At 67.6% G+C, this 20,875-nt stretch carries 17 protein-coding genes, 1 tRNA gene and 1 pseudogene; 10 read left to right on the top strand and 9 right to left on the bottom strand.

Annotated elements, in window-relative coordinates; translation table 11 throughout:
* Positions 1-90: 90 nt before the first annotated feature.
* The 5 genes from AB839_RS12845 to AB839_RS12825 form a co-directional block, all read right to left on the bottom strand.
* Positions 91-543 (bottom strand): DUF4442 domain-containing protein, encoded by a 453-nt coding sequence (locus tag AB839_RS12845; RefSeq protein WP_061479664.1) that lies wholly within the window; start codon positions 541-543, stop codon positions 91-93.
* 97 nt (positions 544-640) lie between these two features.
* Positions 641-2,263 carry a CHASE2 domain-containing protein gene (locus tag AB839_RS12840; RefSeq protein ID WP_061479663.1) on the bottom strand — a complete coding sequence of 541 codons (1,623 nt, stop codon included), beginning with the start codon at positions 2,261-2,263 and terminating at the stop codon, positions 641-643.
* Entirely contained in the window at positions 2,260-3,960 is a 1,701-nt protein-coding gene (locus tag AB839_RS12835; RefSeq protein ID WP_061479662.1) for a FecR domain-containing protein, read from the bottom strand. Before AB839_RS12835 ends, AB839_RS12840 begins: the two co-directional genes overlap by 4 nt.
* 107 nt (positions 3,961-4,067) lie before the next feature.
* On the bottom strand, positions 4,068-4,925 hold the full coding sequence (trxA, locus tag AB839_RS12830) for a thioredoxin (RefSeq protein ID WP_061479661.1): 858 nt from the start codon (positions 4,923-4,925) through the stop codon (positions 4,068-4,070).
* Between the two features lie 127 nt (positions 4,926-5,052).
* Complete coding sequence (locus AB839_RS12825) at positions 5,053-5,304, bottom strand: hypothetical protein (protein WP_061479660.1); 252 nt, start codon at positions 5,302-5,304, stop codon at positions 5,053-5,055.
* A gap of 155 nt (positions 5,305-5,459) precedes the next feature.
* On the opposite strand from AB839_RS12825, the gene AB839_RS12820 reads away from it, so the two are divergent.
* From AB839_RS12820 to AB839_RS12785, 8 genes and pseudogenes are all read left to right on the top strand, one after another.
* Positions 5,460-6,059 (top strand): DUF998 domain-containing protein, encoded by a 600-nt coding sequence (locus AB839_RS12820; RefSeq protein WP_061479659.1) that lies wholly within the window; start codon positions 5,460-5,462, stop codon positions 6,057-6,059.
* A 105-nt stretch (positions 6,060-6,164) separates the two neighbouring features.
* Positions 6,165-8,807, top strand: a complete 2,643-nt coding sequence (gene leuS / locus AB839_RS12815) for a leucine--tRNA ligase (protein ID WP_061479673.1) — start codon at positions 6,165-6,167, stop codon at positions 8,805-8,807.
* A gap of 137 nt (positions 8,808-8,944) precedes the next feature.
* Positions 8,945-9,451, top strand: a pseudogene (gene lptE / locus AB839_RS12810) (LPS assembly lipoprotein LptE); the annotation flags it as partial.
* Positions 9,452-9,541: 90 nt separating this feature from the next.
* Positions 9,542-10,579 carry a DNA polymerase III subunit delta gene (holA, locus tag AB839_RS12805; protein ID WP_049414424.1) on the top strand — a complete coding sequence of 346 codons (1,038 nt, stop codon included), beginning with the start codon at positions 9,542-9,544 and terminating at the stop codon, positions 10,577-10,579.
* Positions 10,580-11,248, top strand: a complete 669-nt coding sequence (gene nadD / locus AB839_RS12800) for a nicotinate-nucleotide adenylyltransferase (RefSeq protein ID WP_185807464.1) — start codon at positions 10,580-10,582, stop codon at positions 11,246-11,248. It abuts the gene before it with no gap.
* Between the two features lie 57 nt (positions 11,249-11,305).
* On the top strand, positions 11,306-11,716 hold the full coding sequence (rsfS, locus tag AB839_RS12795; RefSeq protein ID WP_005418109.1) for a ribosome silencing factor: 411 nt from the start codon (positions 11,306-11,308) through the stop codon (positions 11,714-11,716).
* A 64-nt stretch (positions 11,717-11,780) separates the two neighbouring features.
* Positions 11,781-12,251, top strand: coding sequence for a 23S rRNA (pseudouridine(1915)-N(3))-methyltransferase RlmH (rlmH, locus tag AB839_RS12790; RefSeq protein WP_005418108.1), 471 nt, complete (start codon positions 11,781-11,783; stop codon positions 12,249-12,251).
* Between the two features lie 22 nt (positions 12,252-12,273).
* Positions 12,274-12,350 (top strand) — tRNA-Asn (locus tag AB839_RS12785).
* Positions 12,351-12,451: 101 nt separating this feature from the next.
* Here the strand turns inward: AB839_RS12785 and AB839_RS12780 are convergent.
* The 4 genes from AB839_RS12780 to AB839_RS12765 form a co-directional block, all read right to left on the bottom strand.
* Positions 12,452-13,873 carry a basic amino acid/polyamine antiporter gene (locus AB839_RS12780; RefSeq protein WP_061479656.1) on the bottom strand — a complete coding sequence of 474 codons (1,422 nt, stop codon included), beginning with the start codon at positions 13,871-13,873 and terminating at the stop codon, positions 12,452-12,454.
* A 164-nt stretch (positions 13,874-14,037) separates the two neighbouring features.
* Positions 14,038-16,827: a TonB-dependent receptor gene (locus AB839_RS12775; RefSeq protein WP_061479655.1), complete on the bottom strand. Its 2,790-nt coding sequence runs from the start codon at positions 16,825-16,827 to the stop codon at positions 14,038-14,040.
* A gap of 195 nt (positions 16,828-17,022) precedes the next feature.
* Positions 17,023-17,673 (bottom strand): energy transducer TonB, encoded by a 651-nt coding sequence (locus AB839_RS12770; RefSeq protein WP_061479654.1) that lies wholly within the window; start codon positions 17,671-17,673, stop codon positions 17,023-17,025.
* 215 nt (positions 17,674-17,888) lie between these two features.
* Entirely contained in the window at positions 17,889-18,626 is a 738-nt protein-coding gene (locus tag AB839_RS12765; protein ID WP_005418081.1) for an SIMPL domain-containing protein, read from the bottom strand.
* A 130-nt stretch (positions 18,627-18,756) separates the two neighbouring features.
* Here AB839_RS12765 and AB839_RS12760 point away from each other — a divergent pair, with 130 nt between their 5' ends.
* Positions 18,757-19,365: a Maf family nucleotide pyrophosphatase gene (locus tag AB839_RS12760; RefSeq protein WP_061479653.1), complete on the top strand. Its 609-nt coding sequence runs from the start codon at positions 18,757-18,759 to the stop codon at positions 19,363-19,365.
* Positions 19,358-20,845: a ribonuclease G gene (gene rng / locus AB839_RS12755; RefSeq protein WP_005418079.1), complete on the top strand. Its 1,488-nt coding sequence runs from the start codon at positions 19,358-19,360 to the stop codon at positions 20,843-20,845. Before AB839_RS12760 ends, rng begins: the two co-directional genes overlap by 8 nt.
* The last annotated feature ends 30 nt before the right edge of the window (positions 20,846-20,875 follow it).

Here is a 20,875-nt window from a genome sequence, read left to right as displayed (position 1 = left end):
TCGCTCCGCGTCGCACCGCAGGTGCACACGCGCATACGGGCGCATCGGAGCCTCCCTGGCAGGGCAGCAGAGGACAGCGCCCGCGCCGGATCAGCGCGCGTGTGGCTTCAACCGCAGATAGACCTGCTTGCGCACCTGGGCGACCACCTCGCCGCTTTCGTCGACGACGTCGTTGCTGAACCAGCGCAGCACCTTCTCGCCGCCCGCTGCTTCGGCACGCAGTTCGGCCAGCAGCGCATCGTCGATGCGGAACGAGGTGCGCACCGTGCCCCGGCCAGGCTTGAGGAAATCGATCGCACCGGCCCGGTCCCACACGTAGTAGTCACGGCCGAGGATGTGCAGCAGGCCCAGCATCCAGAACGGGTCGGTCATCGCGAACAGGCTGCCGCCGAAATGCGTGCCGACGTAGTTGCGGTTCCACGGCCGCAGCCGCAGCTCGACGTCGATCTGCCGGTAATCGGGCGTGATGCGGGTGACATGGATGCCGGTGAACAGGAACGGCGGCCACAGGTTGATGCCGAAGCGGAACAGGCGGGCGTTCATGCGGGTCCGGGGCGCGAGGCGAGGTGCCCAGTCTAACCATTCGCATGCGTATGTTGCACCCCGGGCGTGTGTCCAACGGCGGCGTGCATGTCCTGCCTCATGGGCCGTCGATCATGTACCCGTCGCGGCCGTTGGCCTTGGCCTGATAAAGGGCGGTGTCGGCGCCTTCCACGAAATGGTGGGGCTGCAGTTCGCCGTCGGGCACGCGGGTGAATACGCCGATCGTGAGCGTGACGGTATCGTCGCTGCCATCGCCCGGCGCCGGCAATGCGCGCACGCAGGCAATCAGGTCCTCAATCACCTGGCGTGCGCCCTCGGCCGGTGTATCCGGCAGCACCAGCGCGAATTCGTCGCCACCGTAGCGTGCCGCCATGTCGCGCGGGCGGCGCGCATGGGCGCCGATCAGGCGGGCGACATCACGCAGCACGCGGTCGCCGACCTGGTGCCCGTGGCGATCGTTATGGCGCTTGAAGTGGTCGACGTCGATCAACGCCAGGCTCAATGGCTTGCCGCTGCGCCGCGCTGCATCGCATTCCTGCTGCAGCGACTGCTCGAAGCGGAGGCGGTTGCCCAGGCCGGTAAGGGCGTCGCGGTTGGCCTGGCGGTGCCAGGCCGAGATCCGCCACACCGCCCAGACCAGCAGTGCCAGCGTCACGCCCAGCATCGCGCTGGCCGGCGCCCACCACAGGTCACTCGTGCGCAGCAGCAGCCAGCTCAGCAGGGCAGGCATCGGCAACGAACACAGCGCGACCAGCCAGGGCAGGCGCAGGCCGAGCAGGATCACGCACAGCGCCACCAGCACACCGCTGATGGCGTGCTGCCAGGCATGCGGTAGAACATCGATCTGCCTGTGCTGCAGCAGCATCGAGGTGATGTTGGCCTGGTACTCGCTGCCGCTCATCCAGAACTCGCGGGTGGTCGGGGTCAGCAGGCGGGGCGCGATGCCGCTGGCCGTCATGCCAACTACGATGCGGCGGCCATGCAGCATCGCCATGTCCACGTGGCCATCGAGAACGTCCGCATAGGACACTTGCGGCAGCCGCTCGGGGGGGCCGGCGTAGCGCACGCGAACGTAATCGTCGCGACGCCATTGATAGGGCGAGCCCAGTTCCGGGTCGGGATCGGGCAGGCCGCGTACGGCACCGGCAGGCAGGTCGGCCAGTGCCAGGCCCAGTGCCGGCCAGTGCGGCTGGCCGATACCTGCGTGCAGATAGACGCCACGGGCGACGCCGTCGCCATCCACTTCCACATCGGTGTGGCCGATGGCGGCGGCACTGGCAGCGATCTGTGGGATCGGCAGCATTTCCTCGGCCATGCGGTCGCCGGCCGCCGGTGCGGCCAGCACCGGCAGCACCACCCGGCCGTTGCGCCGGATGGCGGCCGCCAGTTGATCATCCTGTCGGCTGTCACGGCGATCCGGTTCGGACAGCATCAGGTCCAGCGCGACGCGTTCGGCGCCGGCATCGGTCAGGCGGTCAAGCAGGCGTGCATGCACCGAGCGGGGCCAGGGCCACTGGCCGATGCGCTGCAGGCTGCCTTCGTCGATGGCGACGATCAGCACGCTGGGATCGGGGCGGTAATCCCAGTTGCCGACCAACGCGTCATAGGCCGCCTCGTCCTGCCGCCACAGCCACTGTCCCTGGCTGGCCACGATGGTCAGCACGCCGGCCAGCAGGGCCAGCAGGATCCGCTTCGACCATGGCAGCGGCGAGCGCCTCACAACAACAACCAGAGCAGCAGGGCACCGCCACCCGCGCCGTAGCACAGGCGGCACGGCAGCGGGACCTGCTGGGCAGGCGAGAACGCGCTGGCGTGGCCGTCATCGTCGATGTACTGCACGCGTACATGCAGGGTGCCGCTCCACGGGCGCTTGAAGCTCACCTGCGGCTGGTCCACGGTTTCGTCGACCAGCGGTGCCTTGAAGTCGCCGTGGCGATCCACCTGCACCCGGTAGCGCTGGCCCTCGCTGCCGGCCTGCCAGCGCAGCGTCAGCTCGCCGTGTGCGGCCTCGGGTGGTTGCAGGGCCGGGTCCACCGGTTCATTGCTCAGCTGCAGCGGCAACGCCTGGCCATAGCGGCCCTGTCGGCCTTCGCCATCGCGCGAGGCCACGCGCCAGTAGTACTGGCCGGGCGGCAGCGGTTGCGCCAGGCGCAGGTCGGTCGCATGGGTGGCCTGTTCCTGCAGTGGCTGCACGAAGCTCGGCTCGGCGGCGATCTGCAGCACGCTGCTGCGTGCGCCGGGGGCCTGGCTCCAACGGAAACGCGGCCGGTCGCTGTTGATCGTCTGTCCATGCAGCGGGGCCACCGTCAGCGGTGGCGGCGGTTGGTCGCTGAGTTCGAAATCAACGCTGGCATCCAGGCCTTCGACCCCCTGGGCGTCGACCGCGCGCAACAGGATGCGCAGTTGGCCAGGCGGCAGATCGCCGATCGCCAGCCGGGTGTCGGCGGTGGTGGCGGCGAACAGCAGGATCTCCGGCGTTGCCGCCTGCACCACTTCCACCCGGTAATGATCGGTGCCATTGACCGGTTCCCAGGCAAGCAGGGTCGGCAGCGGCGCCAGGCGCAGCGCGTCATTGCGCAGCGCCGGCGCCGGCAGCAGTGCAGAGACCGCAGCGGGCGCCGCATCGGCACTGCTGCTGCGGGTCGCCTCGCCCGGCCGGACCAGGCGCTGGCCATGGGAGTTGCCGACCTGCACCTTGCCCTGCAGGACCTCGGTGGCACCGACGTGCCCGTTATCCCCGGCGCTGACCCGGAACACCGTGCCGCGCACGCTGCTGGTCGCGGTGGGCGCATCGATGATGTAACGCGAGGCGGGACCGCGCGCCGGCGTCACCCGGTTGCTGGCTCGCCCCTGCTGCAGGCGCAGTCGGGTGTCGACCATGCCGGTGTGGCCGTAACGGCTCAGCTGGTCCAGGCGCAGGCGCGAGTACTCGCGCAGCTGCAGGCGCGAGGCATCGGCGAATTCCAGGGTGATGCTGGAATCGCCTTCGGTCTCCACGGTGTCACCGATATGCAGCTGTTCGCCGGCCTGGAGCGCGCGGGTCGCCGTGCCATCGGCGCCTGCCAGCGCGACCTTGCCGCGCACGGACAGCACCCGGGCCGGCGCCGGTTCGGTGCGCAGCCAGCTGATCGGGAAGCGCAGCAGCTGGCCCGGCGGCAACTGGTAGGGGTTGTCGATGCGGTTGTGCTGCTGCAGCTGCTGCCAGCGTACCGTGGGCTTCAGGTAGAGCCCGCCCAGGTCCCACAGGGTATCGCCGGGCCGGACCCGGTAGTTCCAGTCCTGGGCGCCGGCAATGGCGGGCATCAGGAAGAGGGCGCAGAGCAGAGCGCCCGTTAAATGCATGGCGAACGACAGAGAGCGGACGACGGTCACAGTTTGCAATCCCGGCAATGCGGGGGTGCAGCTGCAAGACCCCATGGCCCCGACCTCATCCCCCCGAACGGATCGTGGCGACCGCATGGCCACCAGCGCGGGCATTATTGCCCGCGTTCAGTGCAGGGATTCTGAACGGAGCGGGTTCCCGTTCAGAACAGCAGCGACGCCATCCTGCGGCGGTACTGGCCGACCAGGTCCTCGTCGGAGATCACATTGAAGGCGTCGATCAGCGCCTTGCGCGGCAGGCCTTCCTCGAATCCGCGGTCGATCCGCAGCATTTCCAGGAACTGGGCCAGCGCGGCCTCGTCATGACCGCCGAGCAGCAGTTGCACGCCGCGCAGGTGGCGGGCCTTGAGGTCCTTGCCGTCAGCGGCGATGCGTGCCTCCAGCACCTCGGCGGCCGGGGCATCTTTCAGCGCGGCGGCGAAGGCCAGGCGGGCGCGGACACGCACGGCGCGGTCGTCGGTGGCCAGATTGGCGGGCAAGCCGTCGATCAGGGTGCCTGCCTCGTCCACGCCACCGATCTGCAGCAGGGCCAGGGCCAGGTCGAGCTTCAGTTCATCCTTGTCCGGCTCGGCGGCGATCTGCGCACGCAGCACATCGACCTGCGCCTGCGGATCCAGCGGGGCGTCATCTTCGGGGACAGCATCGCCCACATCGGCCGGTACGATGCCGTGCTGGGCCAGGAACTCACGCAGCTGGCCTTCCGGAATGGCGCCCGGGAAGCCGTCCACCAGCTGGCCGCCCTTGACCAGGAACACGGTGGGCACCGAGCGGATCTGGAAGGCCGCAGCGATCTGCTGTTCCTTGTCGACATCGACCTTGGCCAGCTCGAACGCACCGTTGTACTCGGCAGCCAGCTTTTCCAGCATCGGGCCGAGGGTCTTGCACGGCCCGCACCAGGTGGCCCAGAAGTCGACCAGCACCGGCGTCTGCAGCGACTTCTGCAGGACTTCGGCCTCGAAGGTCGCAGTGGTGGCGTCGAATACGTAGGTCGTCTCGGTCATGGGGAAAGCATCGCTTGGCATCTGGAGACCGATTCTATGGTGACGATCGATGTCCGTCTCAACCCTGCCATCACGGAGTACGCCCTCGAGTTGCGGTTGGCGGGCCCGCAGGCCCGCCATGCCCGACTTATGCGCGCGGCACGCAGTACAGCTCGTGGATCACCCACCTGCCAGCGCTGACCGGCTTGGTGGTCGAGGTGCGCCGGTAGTACTCGGCCTCGGCTGCCTGCAGGCTGGCAGCGCTGACACCGCCCATCAGGGTGCCGCTGTTCTGGGCGGCACTGGGCGGGCCGATCTTGGCGTAGCAGCTGAACTCGGCAGCCTGGGCGGCGGTGGCCAGGCCCAGGCTGAGTGCGGCGGCGAGGATGCGTTGGATCATGGGGAACTCCCTGCATGGCGGAACTGCCACGCCGCGAGCATCGCTGTGGGAGAAACACGCGGATATCGAATTGATCTGAAATGCGCCGTGCTTGGCGCCTCGCGTCGCTGCCGCGACAATGGGCTGATCCATTCTTTTCCGGGTGACTGCGCGCAATGTCCATGGTCCGGCTTGATCGTTGGTTGGGACTGCTTGCTGCAGTCGTGTTCGTCCTGGCTGTGTCTGGCTTCGGTGCCGGCCTGGAGGGTTATGCACAGGCCCGCCACCCGGTGGCGCTGCTGGGTGCGCGGGGTGTACCGCATGCGCTGGCCTTCAATCTGCTTGGCTTCGTGCTGCCCGGCGTGCTCGCCGCGGTGGTGGCTGAGCGCCTGCGCCGCAGCCTGCCCGCTACTGCCGGCTGGGCACCGAGGGTCGGCAGCCAGATGCTGCTGCTGGCTGGCCTGGGCTTTGCCGCGATGGGCTTGCTGCCGCTGGACGTGGACGATCTGCATGGGCCGGCCAGCCAGCTGCATGCCAGTGCCTGGATGATCTGGGTGCTGGGCTTCGTCGCCGGGACCCTGTTGCTGGGCACGACACAGCTGCGTCAGGCGCATGGCCGCGCCCTGGGCGCCTTGGCCCTGGGCTGCGGCATGCTGGCTGCGGTGGGCGCGTTTGCCCTGCAGGGCGTCCTGCCGGCGCCGCTGGCACAACGGCTGGCGTTTGCCTGCTGGGTGGCCTGGCTGGCCACCGCACTGCCGCTGTCGCGCCAACGCTGAGACGGCTCCCGGGGCATCGCGGCGCCCACCCCCAGCAGGCAGGATTGGAGACGTTTGCCGCACTACGGTACGCTGTACCGCTTTGCCGCCGCATCCGCGTGTTCCATGACCAGCGCTGAAACCAACGCCTACGACCCGCAGCAGGTTGAATCCGCCGCCCAGCAGTACTGGGACGCCACCCGTGCCTTCGAGGTCGACGAGACCTCGGACAAGCCGAAGTACTACTGCCTGTCGATGCTTCCGTACCCGTCCGGTGCGCTGCACATGGGCCACGTGCGCAATTACACGATTGGCGACGTGATCAGCCGCTACAAGCGCATGACTGGCCACAACGTGCTGCAGCCGATGGGCTGGGACGCGTTCGGCCTGCCGGCGGAAAACGCCGCGATCAAGAACAAGACCGCGCCGGCGGCGTGGACCTACAAGAACATTGACCACATGCGCAGCCAGCTGAAATCGCTGGGCTATGCCATCGACTGGTCGCGCGAGTTCGCCACCTGCCGTCCGGACTATTACGTCCACGAGCAGCGCATGTTCACCCGCCTGATGCGCAAGGGCCTGGCCTATCGCCGCAACGCGGTGGTGAACTGGGACCCGGTCGACCAGACCGTGCTGGCCAACGAGCAGGTCATCGACGGCCGCGGCTGGCGCTCGGGGGCCCTGGTCGAGAAGCGCGAGATCCCGCAGTGGTTCCTGCGCATCACCGACTACGCCCAGGAACTGCTGGATGGCCTGGACGAGCTGGACGGCTGGCCGGAATCAGTCAAGACCATGCAACGCAACTGGATCGGCCGCTCGGAGGGCCTGGAAATCCAGTTCGACGTGCGCGACGTCGATGGTGGCGTGCTGGATCCGCTGCGCGTGTTCACCACCCGCCCGGACACGGTGATGGGCGTGACCTTCGTGTCGATCGCCGCCGAACACCCGCTGGCGCTGCACGCGGCGAAGAACAATCCGGAACTGGCCGCGATGCTGGCCGACCTGAAGCAGGGCGGTGTATCCGAGGCTGAACTGGAAACCCAGGAAAAGCGCGGCATGGATACCGGCCTGCGCGCGCTGCATCCTGTCACCGGCGAGCCGGTGCCGGTGTGGGTCGCCAACTTCGTGCTGATGGGCTACGGCACCGGCGCGGTGATGGCGGTGCCGGGCCATGACCAGCGCGACAATGAAGTGGCCAACAAGTACGGGCTGCCGATCAAGCAGGTCATCGCGCTGAAGGATCCGCGCACTGAGGAAGAGCGCACCTGGGACGGCAGCCGCTGGCAGGACTGGTACAGCGACAAGAGCCGTGCCTTCGAACTGGTCAACTCGGCCGAATTCGACGGCCTGGACTTCCAGGGCGCGTTCGAAGCGCTGGCCGAACGTTTCGAGCGCAAGGCCCAGGGCCAGCGCCGCGTCAACTACCGCCTGCGCGACTGGGGCGTGAGCCGCCAGCGCTACTGGGGCTGCCCGATTCCGGTGATCTACTGCGCCAAGTGCGGTGCGGTGCCGGTGCCGGAGGAGCAGCTGCCGGTGGTACTGCCGGAGGACGTGGCGTTCTCCGGGACCGGTTCGCCGATCAAGACCGACCCGGAATGGCGCAAGACCACCTGCCCGGAATGCGGTGGCGCCGCCGAGCGCGAGACCGACACCTTCGACACCTTCATGGAGTCGAGCTGGTACTACGCCCGCTACACCTCGCCGGGTGCCCGTGACGCCGTCGACAAGCGCGGTAACTACTGGCTGCCGGTCGATCAGTACATCGGTGGCATCGAGCACGCGATCCTGCACCTGATGTATTTCCGCTTCTACCACAAGCTGCTGCGCGACGCGCGGATGGTGGACAGCAACGAGCCGGCGCGCAACCTGCTGTGCCAGGGCATGGTGATCGCCGAGACCTACTACCGCCCGAATCCGGACGGTTCGAAGGACTGGATCAACCCGGCCGATGTGGAAGTGCAGCGTGACGAGCGCGGCCGCATCACCGGCGCCACCCTGATCGCCGACGGCCAGCCGGTGGTGGTCGGTGGCACCGAGAAGATGTCCAAGTCGAAGAACAACGGCGTGGACCCGCAGGCGATGGTCGGCAAGTACGGCGCCGACACCGTGCGCCTGTTCTCGATGTTCGCCGCGCCGCCGGAGCAGTCGCTGGAGTGGAACGAGGCCGGCGTGGACGGCATGGCGCGCTTCCTGCGCCGCCTGTGGGCCCAGGTGCAGAAGCATGCTGCCGACGGTGCCGCCCCGGCGCTGGACGTTGCAGCACTGGATGCCAACCAGAAGGCGCTGCGCCGCAAGACCCACGAAACCATCGGCAAGGTCGGTGACGACTACGGCCGCCGCCACAGCTTCAACACCGCGATCGCTGCGGTGATGGAGTTGATGAACGCACTGACCAGGTTCGAGGACGACAGCGAGCAGGGCCGTGCGGTGCGCCAGGAAGCGCTGCAGGCCATCGTGCTGCTGCTGAACCCGATCACCCCGCATGCCAGCCACGCCCTGTGGCAGGTGCTGGGTCACGCGGAGACGCTGCTGGAAGACCAGCCGTTCCCGCAGGCCGATGCCAGTGCGCTGGTGCGCGACGCGCTGACCCTGGCGGTGCAGGTCAACGGCAAGCTGCGTGGCACCATCGAGGTGGCGGCCGATGCCGCGCGCGAGCAGGTCGAGGCGCTGGCGCTGGCCGAGCCCAACGCGGCCAGGTTCATGGAAGGCCTGACGGTGCGCAAGATCATCATCGTCCCGGGCAAGATCGTGAACATCGTCGCCGCCTGATGTACCTCGCACCGGCCACCCGCGTGGTGGCCGGTGCCTTTCCAGAAGCAGGGCCGGGTGCTTGATGGCCCTGCATTCACGCGGCTTCGGGCACGCTGTGTGTTGCCGTGATCGCCCGGCTCCGCCAGACTGTCTCCATGACCCGAATCCTGCTTGCCCTCGTTCTTGTCCTCGGCCTCGCCGGCTGCGGCTTCCATCTGCGCAACAAGCTGATGCTGCCGACCGACACCGCCCCGGTGAAGGTGGTCTCCACCGCCCCGTACAGTGAACTGGTCAAGCTGCTCAATCGCAGCCTGCTGGCCTCCGGTGCCAGGCTGGCCGATGAGGACAGCAAGGAACCCAGTACCCAGCTGCAGGTGTTGTCCGAGCGCTGGGGTGACCTCCCGATCGCCATCGACTCGCAGGGTCGTGCGCAGGAGTACAGCCTGCGCTATGCGGTGATCTTCATCTTCCGCCGCGAGGATGGCAGCGAACTGGTGCCGCAGCAGGTGATCGAGCTGTCGCGCGACTACGTGTCGCCGCCGACCGACGCCACCGGCACCACCACCGAACGCGAAATCCTGGCCACGGAGCTGCGCCGGGAAATGTCCGCCTCGATCATCCGCCGTATCGACAGCGTGGTCCGCGCCGAGATCGAGAAGGGGGGCAGCCTGTCCGCGCCGAAGGCCCAGCCGATCGAGGGCGCGGTGCCGGCAGAGCCGGCCGCCGCCGTCAAGCACTGAGCGGTAGCGACGATGGAACTGCGTCCGGAGCAGCTGGCCAGCCAGGGCGCTGACACGGCGTTGGCGCCGGTATACCTGATCGCAGGCCCGGAAACACTGCGCGTGCTGGAGGCCGCAGATGCCATCCGCGCGCGTGCGCGCGCCTCGGGCATCGGCGAACGCGAAGTGTTCGACGCCGACGGGCGTGATTTCGACTGGAACCAGCTTGACGCCAGCTTCAATGCGCCCAGCCTGTTCAGCGCCCGCCGCCTGGTCGAGGTGCGCCTGCCCAGCGGCAAGCCGGGCAAGGAGGGCGCCGAGGTGATCAGCCAGTTCTGCGCCAACCCGGCGCCGGACGTGGTGTTGATGATCACCGCCAATGAATGGAGCAAGGCCCACCAGGGCAAGTGGGCCGAGGCGGTCAGCCGCATCGGCGTGCTGTCGGTGGCATGGGCGATCAAGCCGCACGAACTGCCGGACTGGATCGAGCGCCGCTTGCGCGGCAAGGGCCTGCGTGCCGACCCGGCCGCCGTGCAGCGCCTGGCCGAGCGGGTGGAGGGCAACCTGCTGGCCGCCGCCCAGGAAATCGACAAGCTGGCGCTGTTGGCCGACGGCCAGCCGTTGGATGTGGAACGGATGGAGTCGCTGGTGGCTGACGCTGCCCGCTACGACGTGTTCCGCTTGGTGGAGGCGACGTTCTCCGGCCAGCCGCCGGCGGTGCTGCGCATGCTGGCCGGCCTGCGCGGTGAAGGGGAGGCGGTGGCCGCATTGATGCCGATCGTGATCCGCGAACTGCTGGCGGGCGCAGGCCTGGCCCGCGTGCAGGCGCGTGGTGGCAACCTGGCCGCTGAAATGAAATCGCGTGGCATCTGGGAATCGCGGCAGGCGCCTTACAAGCGCGCGCTGCAGCGGCACCCGGAAGGCAAGCGCTGGGAGCGCTTCGTGGCCGAGGCGGGGCTGGTCGACCGCATTGCCAAGGGGCGCGCTGACGGCGACGCCTGGCTGGCGCTGGAACGCCTGCTGGTGGCCGTGGCCGAACCGCGTGCCGTGCGCCTGCTGGCGCGGGCCTGAGTGATGAGCCTGCGGATCTACTACGGGGGCACCTTCGATCCAGTGCACCTCGGGCACCTGGCGATCGCGCGTGCGGCCCGTGATGAACTGCAGGTCGCCGTGCGCATGCTGCCGGCCGCCGATCCGCCGCACCGCGCGGTGCCCGGTGCCACCGCTGAGCAGCGCTGCACGATGTTGTCGCTGGCCATCGGCGACGAGCCGGGGCTGCTGCTGGACCGTCGCGAACTGGATCGTGCCACCCGCTGCCCCGGTCGCCCGTCGTACACCGTCGACACCCTGCGCGAGCTGCGTGGCGAGCTGGGCCCGAGCCGGCCGCTGGCCTGGCTGGTGGGCGCCGACAGCCTGCTGGGGCTGTCCGGCTGGCACGAATGGGAGGCCCTGTTCGATCTGGCCCACTTCGTGGTGGCCGAACGACCGGGCAGTCCGTTGCAGGCGTCGATCGATGGCGAGCTGGGGCGCGCCCTGCAAGGGCGCTGGGCCGACAATGAGCAGGCCCTGTTCGCCAGCCCGGCCGGGCGCATCCTGCGCCTGCACCACCCACTGCGCGAGGAATCGGCCAGCGCCGTGCGCTCGCAGATTGCCGCTGGCGGTCCCTGGCGCGCACTGCTGCCACCGGCCGTAGCCGACTATGTCTCTGCACACGGGCTGTACCGCCCGGGCACGGCGTGAATGGCGCGGCCGCGCCATCCCCGTATAATCGCCCCACGTTTATCGAGTCGATCCATTTTGAGCAACCAGACCCAGCCCCAGACCATCAAGGTCGATCTGCCCAGCCCGCCGCCGTCCGTGCCGGAACTGCTGGCCAGCGTCCGCCAAGCCACCGAAGACCTGAAGGCCAAGGACCTGGTCGAGATCGACGTGCGCGGCCGGTCCAGCGTTGCCGACTACATGATCGTCGTTTCGGGCACTTCGACCCGCCACGTCAAGTCGATTGCCGATGAAGTCGTGCGCTTCGCCAAGAACATCGACGTGATGCCGCTGGGTGTTGAAGGCGAGCGCGAAGCGGAGTGGGTGCTGGTCGATCTGGGCGACGTGATCGTCCACGTGATGCTGCCGCGCGTGCGTGAGTTCTACGCGCTCGAGCGCCTGTGGACCGTCGGCGACCAGCCGCCGTCCAGCGACGACGAAGTGGCCTGAGCCGCACGTTGACGCATCCCTTCGACGGCGCCGATGGCGCCGTCGACGTTTTGGAGGACCGTTGATGAAAGCCCGCCTGATCGCCACCGGTGAACGCGCGCCCAGCTGGGTCGCGCAGGGGTTCGCCGAATACCAGAAGCGGCTGTCGCATTGGCTGCCGTTCGAGCTGGTGGAAATCGAACCCGGCCTGCGCGGCAAGGGGCGCGATCCACGCCGTGCCACCGAGGATGAAGGCAAGCGGGTCATCGCCGCGCTGCCGAAGAACGCTTACGTGGTGGCACTGGACGTGCCGGGGCGGCAGTTGAGTTCCGAGCAGCTGGCGCAGCGCCTGGAGCATTGGCGCGGGCAGGGCCGGGACCTCGCCTTCCTGATCGGTGGCCCGGAAGGGCATTCGCCAGAGGTCTCCGCGCTGGCCGACGAAAAGTGGTCGATCGGACCGCTGACGCTGCCGCACATGCTGGTGCGTCTGGTGGTGGCCGAGCAGCTGTATCGGGCTGCCGCAATGATTGCCAATCACCCCTACCATCGCGCGTGAAGAGTGGTTATACTAGTCGTCTGCCCGAATAGCTCAGCCGGTTAGAGCACTTGACTGTTAATCAGGGGGTCGTTGGTTCGAGTCCAACTTCGGGCGCCACCTTGCAAAACCTGCATCGCGAGATGCAGGTTTTTTTTTGCCGTGTTGTGGCGGCGAGCCCATGCTCGGCTGCATCCTCCAAGCCGGGCACGCGCTCGGCGCTACAGCGTGATCCGGCCCTTCCAGAACGCTACCAGCGTGGCGATCGCTACTGCCAGGATCGCGCCGAACAGCCCCCACTCCCAGCGCGTGAAAACCGGCTCGCCGCGCTGGCGCCGGGTCTGCGCAAACAGAACAACGCCGGGCACGTACAGCAGCACCGACAGCAGCAGGTTGTTCAGGCCACCGGCATACACCAGCCACAGCGCGTAGGCGCTGGCCAGCAGCGCGACCACGAAATCGCGCCAGCGCACGCGTGGCTCACCCGCGTAGGACTGCCCGCGCCAGGCCAGTTGCACGCCGAACGCGGTGGACAGGAAGTAGGGCACCAGGCTCATCGATGCGGCCAGCAGCACCAGGCCGGTGTAGCTGCCCGCATTGAACAGCACCAGCAGCAGGAACAGCTGGATCAGCCCGTTGCTCAACCACAATGCATTGGCCGGCACGCCACGCGCATTCTCGCGTCCCAGGAAGGCGGGCATTGTGCCGTCGCCAGCGGCGGCATACAGCACTTCGGCACACAGCAGCACCCAGGCCAGCAACGCGCCCAGCACCGAAATGATCGAACCGGCGATGATCACCGTCGCGCCCCATTCGCCGACGATGGCGCGCAGCACATAGGCCATCGACGGGTTGGGCAGCCCGGCCAGTTCGGCCTGCGACAGCACGCCCATCGACAGCAGGCTGACCAGGACCAGCAGCAGCCAGACCCCCAGGAAACCGATCACCGTGGCACGGCCGACGTCGGCACGGCGCGCGGCACGCCGCGAATAGATGCTGGCGCCTTCGATGCCGATGAACACCCACACGGTGACCAGCATCATGCCGCGCAGTTGCTGGCCGAGGTCGCCAAGCGCAGGTGTGCCGAAGAAGTCGGCGCGGAACACCTCCATGCGGAACGCGCCGGCGGCCAGCACCAGGAACAGTGCGATGGGCAGCAGCTTGGCCACCGTCACCAGGCCGTTGACGATGGCGGCGGTGCGCAGGCCTCGCAGCACCAGCAGGTGGACGGTCCACAACAGTACGGACGAAGCGGCCACGGCGGCTGGCGTGTTGCCTTCGCCGAACACCGGCATGAAATGGCCCAGGCCGCTGAAGATCAGCACGAAGAAGCTGGCATTGCCCAGTACCGAAGCGACCCAGTAGCCCCACGCCGCGGAGAAGCCGATGTAGTTGCCGAAGCCTTCGCGTGCATATGCGTAGATGCCGGTGTCCAGGTCCGGACGGCGGTTGGCCAGGGCCTGGAACACGAAGGCCAGCATCAGCATGCCGGCGCCACTGACGGCCCAGCCGATCATCGCGGCGGCCGGACCGGCACTGCGCGCGACGTTCTGCGGCAGCGAAAAGATACCGGCGCCGACCATCGAGCCGACTACCAGTGCAGTCAACGCCGGCAGGCCGAGGCGTTGCGATGTCGTGGCCATTGAGATCCCCTGCGGCCCGGATGCCGCGAGCACACCCTAGCCATGTACTCGTGAACATGGCTGCAAGGCCGGGTGTGCGGGAGCCGGCATGGACAACGAACAGCCAGGAAACGACGAAGGCCCGGGCAACAGCCCGGGCCTTCGAAGCAAACACAGCAGCGGGATTATTTGAACGTGTACTTGGCGCCGACAGTGAAGTAGCGGCCAATCGCACCACTGAAGTGCAGCGGGTTGTAATTGACTGCACCGTAAGTGCTCGGGTCGAGCGGCGCGATGCGGTCGAACACGTTCTGCACCGAAGCGTTCAGCTCGAAGGCTTCGGTGATGTTCCAGCGGCCGGACAGATCGAAGGTGGTGAACGAGGAGATCTTCTCTACCGGCTCGCCGTCTTCATAGAAGGCCAGGTAGTCACCGCCGCGGCGGTCCTTGTTCTCCAGCTTGCTGATGTAGTTGGCCACGCCGCTGATGCTCCACGGGCCCTGCTTCCAGGTGGTGCCGAAGTTGATGCGGTCCTTCGGCGTGCCGATGCAGTTGGTCACGTCGCAGTTGCCGTGGGTGCCCACATAGTCGACGGTGGTATCACCCTCGGTGCGCTCGAACTTGAGCACGTGGCTCCACTGCAGGTCCATTTCCAGCTGGCCCGGGCCGATGTCGAAGGTCTGGCGGATGTCGGTGTCGATACCGCGGACGCGCGAGGAGTTGGCATTCACGTAGGCGGTATTGACGGCCAGGATGGTGCCGCTGTTGGCGACTCCGCCGATGTTGTTGGCATCGCGGAGAACGTTGCCCGCGGCGATGGCGTCGGCCGTGCTGCCCTGCGCGATTTCGTTGGTGCGCTTGATTTCCCACGCATCCACAGTCAGCGAGGTGGTCGAGGTTGGCTGCAGAACGATGCCCACCGAGTAGCTCTTGGACTCTTCCGGCTTCAGGTCCTTGTTCGGCCGCGTGATGATCGCCACCGAGCGCGCGGTGCATTCGTTGGCCGGGTCGATGGCGCAACGCACCGGATCGCGGGCGTTGGAGAAAGCGGCCAAGCCACCGTCACCGTTCTCGGCCGGGTTCGGCGCACGGAAGCCTTCAGCGTAGCTGGCGCGCAGTGCGATCCAGTCTGCCGGGGTCCACTTCACGCCCAGCTTCGGCGTGGCCTTGCCTTCGCCGCTTTCGTACTTGTCGTAGCGGACCGCAGCGCTCAGTTCCAACTGCTCCAGCACCGGTGCGGACAGTTCGGCGTAGCCGGCATACACATTCTGCGTGCCGTCGTAGGCCGAGTAGCCCAGGCCGATGATCTGGCCGATATCGGTGAAGGTCTGCGGCGTCAGGCTGTTGCTCGTCTTGCGCCACTCCGTACCGAAGGCCAGGCCCAGCGGACCGCCCTTGAGATCCATCAGGCTGCGCGAGATGGTGAAGTCGAACATGTCCAGGCTCGACTTGGCACGCGCGCTGATGGTCGGGCTGATGGCATCGTAGACCGACTGCGGCGTCTGCGAGGCATTGTCGCCGATGCGCCAGGTGCCATAGGGGCAGGCCGGATTGCCCAGCACGCAGCGTACTGCGTCATAACGCAGGAAACCCGTGCGCTTGTTGACCAGGTCGGTGCCGGAATGCAGGTAGGCGGTGTCGTAGCTCCAGTCGCCCCAGTTGCCCTTGACACCCACCAGGAAGCGGTTGAACTCATTGGTATTGTCGGTCACGCGCGGGCCCACGTCCCACGCGCTGTAACGCAGGCGGGCCGCGGTGGGCAGCGGGTTGTCCGGATGACCTGCATACAGCTGGGTCGCACCGGCACCGCTGTTGGCGTTGACCGGGCCGCCAGGGTAGCCCCAGCCGCCGGATACGCCGGATGGCGTATTGCTGAAGATCGTTTCCTTCTTCGAGTAACCGATCTCGGTATAGACCTCGCCGCCTTCACCAAACGCGAAGCTGGCGCGGCCGAACACGTTCACGTACTTCTCTTCCGGGCTCAGGTCGCGGTACTGCTGCGCCGGATCCCACAGGCAACCCTGGGCCTGTGCGGTCGCGTCACTCTGCCCGGGAATCGTGGTCAGCCCGGCGCAGCCCGGCAGGGCAACCAGATGGCCGGTGGCGTCGAACACCGAACCATTGGGACCCACGCCGCCGGCGGTACCGCCCGACAGGTAGGCGCCGCCCAGGAACTGCGCGTCTGCAGCGTCGTAACCCCAGCGCCGGATATCGCCGGTACCGATCCACTTGCGGTTCTTGCGGTCGCTGATCTTGATCGCGTCGGTCTTGCCGACGTCCAGGCTGAAGAACGCATTCCAGCCATCGCTGGACAGGTCGCCGGTGCCGGCAGTAAGGGTCGCCTTCTTCGCATCGCCATCGCCGTCACCGGAAATGCCGTAGGAACCGCGCAGGATGGCGCCTTGGAAGTCGCTGCGCAGGATGATGTTGACGACGCCGGCGATGGCGTCGGAGCCATAGATCGCCGAGGCGCCGTCCTTGAGCACTTCCACGCGCTCGACGGCATCGAGCGGGATGGTGCTGAGGTCGGTGAAGACCTTCTGGCCGTCATCGGCCAGGCCGTAGGTGGCCATGCGGCGGCCGTTCAACAGCACCAGCGTCGAGCCGGCGCCCAGGCCACGCAGCGAGATGCCGGCGCCGCCACCGGCGAAGCCGTTGCCGAAGGTCTTGGGAATGGAGCCTGCGCCGTCGGCGGTCAGGGTCTGCAGGTACTCGGCGACCGTGGTCTTGCCGGTGCGGTCGATTTCCTGGCGGGTCACCACCTGCACCGGCGACGGTGTCTCGGTGTTGGTGCGCGGGATGTTGGAGCCGGTGACCGTGATGCGGTCGAGGTTGGTGGCCTGCTCCTGTGCAAAGGCTGAGGAAGAAGCCACGGCGCCGACCAGCAGCAGGGTGCTGCCAGCAAGGATATGGGTGATGGACGATGCCAGGGTGGTGCGGCGGCGGCTGGCGGGCCGTTGGATCGGGTGTTTCACAGCTTCTCTCCTAACTGGAAAACCGTAGCGTTGAGGGCTGTCGCCGGATCGATACCGGGACGCGCCAATCTAGGTTTCCAGCAGGTGACGAAGACGTGAATTTTTGCTTAATCAGTAACGCTTGGCTCGGGCATGTCCGCATTTGCCGGGCAGTGGCAGGGGCCGGCCCGGCGCGGGGCCGGGCCGGTGGGACGCTCAGTCCGGCAGCGAGAACTGCACCGGCACCATGCCGATGGCCGGGACCGCCACGCCGTCACGCTGGGCAGGCTCGAAGCGCCAGTGCTTGAGCACCTGCTGGCGGGCGGCCTGGTCCAGGTTGCGCGAACCGCTGCTGCGCTCGACGCTGACCGCGACCGGCTGGCCACGGGTGTCCACTTCCACCCGCAACAGCACCGTGCCCTGTTCGTGGTTGCGCAGGGACTGGATCGGATAGGCCGGCGGCGGAGCGCTGCGGTACTGCAGCTGGGCGCCGGCCAGCGGGGTGGAGGTGTCGATGCTGGGCGCCAATTGCGGCGCAGCCGGTTCGGCGGCCGGCAATGCGATGCCCTGGGTCTCTTCCACGGTCGCGGTGGGTGCGGGCAGTGGCGGTACCACCGGCTGCGTCCGCGGCTTCGGTACCACCTGGACGATCTCTTTTGGCGGGACCGGAACCGGCGGCGCCGGCGGTGGCGGAATCTTCTCGATCAGCCGGACCGGACTCTTTTCACGCGGGGCCTGCACGGCCTGGTAGGTCGCAGGGATGAGCAGCAACAGGAAGGCCAGCAGGTGCAGGGCGATCGCTGCACTCCAGGCGGCTACGCGGGCGGGGTCGAAGTGCGGGGATGCAACGGGATAGGTACGAACCATGATCCACCTCCATGCCAGTGACGAAGTCCTCAACGCACCAGGGTCCGTGGCGGGGTTGCCGCACGCGGCTGGCAGTCCATCAGTAGCGCGGCATGGCGGCCACTGCCTAGAGGCAGGGGCATGCGCGTTGGGCTGGCCTTCAGCCAACGCCGCTGGAATACACGAAAAAGGCGGGCCCCTGCGGGACCCGCCTGTGTCGGCCGTGCCGGGTGCGATCAGCGGCCCAGTTCGAACACCACGTCCAGGTTGACCGAGACGGTCGATTCACCCGGTGCGACCGGGGTAGCCTTGTCCATCGCCGCACCGGCGGCCATGGTGCGCATCATCGGCATCGGGCGGAAACCGCCGTTGCTGTTTTCAGAGATGCTGACGATGCGGCGCACCTGCAGGCCCAGCGATCTGGCATAGGTCTGGGCGCGGGCCTGGGCCTTCTTCAGGGCGGCCAGGCGGGCTTCGTCATAGACCGGTTCGGGCTGGTCGATCTCAAACTGCGGACCGTTGATCTGGTTGGCCCCCTGCGCGGCCAGCGCGTCGAGCACCTTGCCGAGCTTGGCGATGTCGCGGACCTTCAGGCTGACCGTGTTGCTGGCCTGGTAGCCGGTGATCTTCGGTGCCTCATTGTCGGCATAGCGGTACTGCGGGTTGAGGCTGACGCCGCTGGTCTGCACGTCGCGCTCGGCGATGCCGGCGGCCTTGATCGCGGCCAGCACCTTGTCCATCTGCTGGGCGTTCTGGCGCATCGCGCTGTTGCCGTCGGCAGCCTGGGTGACCACACCTGCCGACAGGGTGGCGACGTCCGGCACGCGGGTGGCCTCGGCGTTGGCCGAGATGTTCAGCAGGGTGCCTTCGGCCGCGGCGGCGATCGACGGCGACGACGGAGCGGCATGAGCAGTCATCGAGGTTCCAAGGGCGAGGGACAGGGCAAGCAGCAGCGGGGTGGCGGTCAGGCGCATGGGATCTCCTTGTTGTGCCGGTGAGGGTGGTGTCGTAGCGATGAACGCGCTGTGAGCCTGTTCGGGGTTGTACGCGTTCCGTAACGGGTTGCCGACGATTCAGGTGGCGGCCTCAGGTTATGCTGTGCCGATGCTCTATCTTGCTTCCCGCTCCCCCCGACGCAACCAGCTGCTGGCCCGACTCGGACGCCCCTTCCAGGCCCTTGACCTGGAGGTCGTCGAGCTGCGCGCGGCCACTGAAAGCGCCGAACAGTATGTATGCCGGGTCGCCGCCGACAAGGCGCGCGCCGGGCTGGCCCGGGTGCTGGCCGACGACCCGCAGGCGCGGGTGCTTGGTTCGGATACCGAGGTGGTCCTGGACGGCGAGGTCTTCGGCAAGCCGGTCGATGCCGCTGACGCGCGGGCGATGCTGGCGCGGCTGGCCGGGCGCACCCACCAGGTGATGACCGCCGTGGTGGTGGTCGGCGCGGGCGGCCTGGACAGCGAGCTGGTCATTTCCGAAGTGACCTTCGCCCCGATCGATGCCGCCGACATCGCCGCCTATGTCGCCACCGGCGAGCCGCTGGACAAGGCCGGCGCCTACGCCATCCAGGGTGGGGCCGAACGCTGGATCGAACACCTTTCCGGCAGCTACTCCGGCGTGATGGGGCTGCCGCTGCTGCATACCGATCGTCTGCTGGCGCGCTGTGGCGTGCCGGTCCCCACTGCCGATGCCGCCAGGGAGGCTGCCGATGTCTGAGGAAATCCTGGTCAATGTGACCCCGCGCGAGACCCGTGTCGCGGTGATCGAAAACGGCATGCTGCAGGAACTTCACATCGAGCGCGGTTGGCGCCGTGGCGTGGTCGGCAACATCTACAAGGGCAAGGTGCAGCGGGTCATGCCCGGCATGCAGGCCGCCTTCGTCGAAGTCGGCCTGGAGCGCGCGGCGTTCCTGCACGCCAATGACGTGGTGCGGCCGGCGCCGGTGGCCAGCGCCGACACCGAGAACACCACCCTGCCACCGCCGGCCAGCGTGCCGATCGTCGAGCTGCTGCGTGACGGCCAGGACATCGTGGTGCAGGTGGTGAAGGACCCGATCGGCACCAAGGGCGCGCGCCTGACCACGCAGATCAGCATTCCCTCGCGCTACATGGTGCTGCTGCCGCAGTCCAAGGTGGTGGGCGTGTCGGCGCGCATCGAAGACGAAACCGAGCGCGCCCGCCTGAAGGCGCTGGTGACCGAACTGTCGGCGCAGCACGGTGGCTACGGCTACATCGTGCGGACCAACGCCGAAGGGCAGCCGGCCGAGGCCATCGCCGAGGACATCGCCTACCTGTCGCGCGTGTGGAACGTGGTCGAGCGCCGCGGCCGCGAGGCGCCGTCGTGCAGCATCATCTATGAAGACCTGAGCCTGCCGCTGCGGTCCGTGCGCGACCTGATCCGCAAGGACGTGGACAAGGTGAAGGTGGACTCGAAGGAGACGTTCGGCCAGTTGCAGGCCTTCGTCGCCAAGTACATGCCGGTGCTGGCCGAAAAGCTGGAGCTGTATTCCGGCGATCGCCCGATCTTCGACATGTTCGGCGTGGAAGACGAGATCGGCCGCGCACTGGACAAGCAGGTGCCGCTGAAATCCGGTGGCTACCTGGTGATCGACCAGACCGAGGCGATGACCACCATCGACGTCAATACCGGTTCGTTCCTCGGCCAGCGCAACCTGGAAGAGACGGTGTTCCGCACCAACCTGGAAGCGGCGCAGGCAGTGGCGCGTCAGCTGCGGCTGCGCAACCTGGGCGGCATCATCATCATCGACTTCATCGATATGGATGATGCAGAGCATCGCCGCCAGGTGCTGCGCACGCTGGAAAAGGCGCTGGCCCGCGACCATGCCAAGACCACGGTGTACGACTTCTCGCCGCTGGGCCTGGTGGAAATGACCCGCAAGCGCACGGTCGAAAGCCTGGAGCGCCAGCTGTCGGAAACCTGCCCGCAGTGCAGTGGCCGCGGCAGCATCAAGACCACCGAGACGGTGACCTACGAGATCTTCCGCGAGATCACCCGCGCCGTGCGCCAGTTCGATGCCGCGCGGCTGCTGGTCATCGCGTCGACCAAGGTGGTCGCGCGCATCACCGATGAGGAGTCCTCGGCGGTGGCTGAGCTGGAGGAATTTCTCGGCAAGAGCATCCGCTTCCAGGCGGACGAGCAGTACCTGCAGGAGCAATTCGATGTTGTTCTGCTCTGATCCTCGCCGGCTGCAGGCCGGCGGTGGCCG

The sequence above is a fragment of the Stenotrophomonas sp. DDT-1 genome (assembly GCF_001580555.1).
GTDB lineage: Bacteria > Pseudomonadota > Gammaproteobacteria > Xanthomonadales > Xanthomonadaceae > Stenotrophomonas > Stenotrophomonas sepilia.
The sequence above is the reverse complement of the archived record's forward strand: the minus strand, read 5'-3'. Positions and strand labels throughout refer to the sequence as shown.